This is a genomic window from Pseudomonas sp. QS1027 (assembly GCF_002814235.1).
Lineage (GTDB): Bacteria > Pseudomonadota > Gammaproteobacteria > Pseudomonadales > Pseudomonadaceae > Aquipseudomonas.
The window spans coordinates 1-2,427 of the sequence record NZ_PHSU01000055.1 but is presented as its reverse complement, the minus strand read 5'-3'; the positions used below and the strand labels follow the sequence as shown (position 1 = coordinate 2,427).

Annotated in this window: 3 protein-coding genes; all 3 read left to right on the top strand. The window is 59.0% G+C overall.

The window, feature by feature from the left end:
- The first annotated feature begins 103 nt into the window (after positions 1–103).
- The 3 genes from CWE01_RS33485 (at position 104) to CWE01_RS33085 (ending at position 2,397) form a co-directional block, all read left to right on the top strand.
- The gene (locus CWE01_RS33485; protein WP_218177112.1) at positions 104–436 is read left to right on the top strand and encodes a transposase; all 333 of its coding nucleotides are present in this window, start codon (positions 104–106) and stop codon (positions 434–436) included.
- Entirely contained in the window at positions 433–768 is a 336-nt protein-coding gene (tnpB, locus tag CWE01_RS33480; protein ID WP_157815321.1) for an IS66 family insertion sequence element accessory protein TnpB, read from the top strand. Before CWE01_RS33485 ends, tnpB begins: the two co-directional genes overlap by 4 nt.
- A gap of 81 nt (positions 769–849) precedes the next feature.
- The gene (locus CWE01_RS33085) at positions 850–2,397 is read left to right on the top strand and encodes an IS66 family transposase (RefSeq protein WP_100944756.1); all 1,548 of its coding nucleotides are present in this window, start codon (positions 850–852) and stop codon (positions 2,395–2,397) included.
- Positions 2,398–2,427 lie beyond the last annotated feature (30 nt).

Here is a 2,427-nt window from a genome sequence, read left to right as displayed (position 1 = left end):
GTATTCGTCCGGCCAAGTCATCTAGCCCGCTCTGCAAAGCCAAGACATGGTGTGCACTTAAATTTTGGTGGACACCAGTTCTAGCCTTTTAAGCGGGTCTTTCATGCAGCCACAACGCCGTTCCTACTCCAAATCCTTCAAGGCCCAGGTCATTCAAGAGTGCGCCCAGCCCGGGGCCTCGATTGCCAGCGTTGCGCTGAGCCACAGCCTCAACGCGAACCTCGTCCATAAATGGATTCGGGTGCAAACGCAGAAAACCATGGCGCTGCAACCTGCTTTCATTCCGCTGCCCTTACAGCTAGCCGGAGCAAATTCGCAAACCGCGTCATCGACTATCTACCTCGAAATCCCACACCCGCGCGGCACCGTCAAAGTGAACTGGCCGACCGAAAGCGCTGCTGCCTGCGCCACCTTTCTTCGAGATCTGTTGCGATGATCCGCATCGACGCCATCTGGCTCGCCACCGAGCCCATGGACATGCGTGCCGGCACCGACACCGCAATGGCGCGGGTGGTGGCGGTGTTCGGTGCGGCGCAGCCGCACTGTGCTTATCTGTTTGCCAACCGCCGTGCCAATCGGATGAAAGTGCTGGTGCACGACGGGTTGGGTATCTGGCTGGCGGCGCGCCGCCTGCACCAAGGCAAGTTCTTCTGGCCGGGTTCTCGACACGGCTCTCAGATGGAATTGGGTGCCGAACAACTACACGCCCTGGTGCTGGGCTTGCCATGGCAAAGAGTCGGGCCTGGCAGCGCGATTTCCATCGTGTAACACCTGCCATGACCACCCAGGCCGTGCAATTGTCCGATGAGCCTATCGTCGGTTTTCGCCGGCTCTGGCAAAATCGGCGGCATGATTTCGCTGCCCAATCTCGACCAACTCAACCCTGACCAACTGCGCGCTCTGGCGGCGCAGTTGATGCAGCGCGTCGAGAATCTCGATCAGAAAGTCGAGACGATGGGCAAAAAGATCCACCGCGACCAAACGGTTATCGAGAAGCTGACCCACGAGATTGCACAGCTCAAGCGCTTCAAGTTTGCCAAGCGCAGTGAGCAGTTAAGTCCGGATCAAGCCAGTCTGCTTGATGACCTGATCGACACCGACATTGCAGCCATCGAAGCTGAACTTGAAGCGCTGAAACTTGCTCCCGCTTCGACTGAGGCTCGGCAAAAACCTAAACGCACCGCCTTGCCGCCGCAGTTTCCGCGCACTCTGATCCACCACGAACCCGATAGCAGCCACTGCCAGTGCGGCTGTGCGCTCAAGCGTATCGGCGAGGATGTCAGCGAGAAACTCGACTACATGCCCGGCGTCTTCACCGTTGAACGGCACATCCGTGGCAAATGGGTCTGCGATCAGTGCGAAACCCTGATCCAGGCACCGGTTCCGGCTCAGGTCATCGACAAGGGCATCCCGACCGCAGGGCTGCTGGCCCATGTCATGATCGCCAAGTTCGCGGATCATTTACCGCTCTACCGCCAGGAATCGATTTTCGGTCGAGCCGGTTTGGCCATCGCCCGCTCGACTCTGGCCCAATGGGTCGGCAACTGTGGCGTGCAGTTGCAGCCGCTGGTCGATGCCTTGCGCGACGCGGTGCTTGGGCATGACGTGATCCACGCCGATGAAACCCCGGTGCAGATGCTCACGCCGGGCGCGAAGAAAACCCATCGCGCCTATGTCTGGGCCTACGCCACCAGCCAGTTCTCGGACTTGGCAGCGGTTGTTTACGACTTCAGCCCCAGCCGAGCCGGAGAACACGCCCGCAACTTCCTGCAAGACTGGAAGGGCAAGCTGGTCTGTGATGATTTTGGTGGTTACAAAGCCAGCTTTGAACTCGGTGTCACCGAGATCGGCTGTATGGCCCATGCACGGCGCAAGTTCTTCGAGCTGCACGCCACCAACAAGAGTCAGCTTGCCGAGCAGGCTCTGCGCTACATCCAGTTACTGTACGAAATCGAGAGTGAAGTCCGCGACCTTGAACCGGACTTACGCCACCGAATACGACAAGAAAAAGCCGTGCCGGTGATGGATGCCCTGCATGCCTGGATGATCGCCCAGCGCCAGATCGTGCACGACGGCTCGGCTATCGCCAAAGCTTTGGATTACAGCCTCAAACGCTGGATGGCGCTGTCGCGCTATCTCGATGACGGGGCCGTACCCATTGACAATAATTGGTGCGAGAACCAGATCCGACCATGGGCGTTGGGTCGCAAGAACTGGCTCTTTGCAGGTTCATTGCGCAGCGGCAAACGCGCGGCGGCGATCATGAGTTTGATCCAATCGGCGCGGCTCAATGGGCATGAACCGTATGCTTATTTGAAGGACGTCCTCACGCGCCTGCCGACGCAGCGGGCGAGTGATATTGCGCAGTTGCTGCCGCATAGGTGGCGACCGGTTTAGTTGCGCAAGACGGGATGTCCGGACGCATAC